At 43.6% G+C, this 580-nt stretch carries 2 protein-coding genes; both read left to right on the top strand.

Translation table 11 applies throughout. From position 1 onward, the window contains the following. Positions 1 to 238: hypothetical protein (locus AC1DH9_RS30585; RefSeq protein ID WP_477809510.1), on the top strand; the 238-nt coding region annotated here is incomplete at its 5' end. Between the two features lie 41 nt (positions 239 to 279). Continuing rightward, positions 280 to 580: hypothetical protein (locus AC1DH9_RS30580; protein WP_477809509.1), on the top strand; the 301-nt coding region annotated here is incomplete at its 3' end.

Here is a 580-nt window from a genome sequence, read left to right as displayed (position 1 = left end):
GGTTTTTAGTTCGCAAGCATACAGTGAATGGGTGGACTTGCTTGAAGGCTCAAGGCTGATGGCGACTAACACTGGTTTTTATGATGGTGACTATGATTTCTATACTTTTAACTCTTCAGGAGATGCACTTTCAAAACTTATTGTTGATTGGGGGGGCGGGATAGATTTACAGTTGATAAAACTCCTTCAGGAGGGTCTGTTGCACTCAGTCGTAAAGCTATACACAGATCAACGTTAGAAATCCTGCTGCAGGATCCAACACGCCTCGTTTTAAAAAGATTGGTCCGGTTTGATGACCACTTTGGAGGAAATAAACCTCCAGATTATTTAACTCTTGATCACATTGCAGTTGACGTTGATGGGCCTTTTGCATATCAGCAAGTCATTATGCATCCCATGGATGTTATTAATCTTCCCAGCAGATTTGAACAGTTGCGTCCACTAAAACAGGCGGCTATTGATTCGGAAGTTCGCGAAAGCGATGAGTTAGCTCTGCGGATCTTTATCAATCAGGAAACTCATCAGCCCGACTCTTGGCCGGTTACCTGGCCATCAGGTCATAATTCAATTCCGCTGATCC

Source organism: Pseudomonas sp. 05T35 (assembly GCF_056396605.1).
Note: the sequence above shows the minus strand (reverse complement) of the source record. Positions and strands in the feature narration are given on the sequence as shown.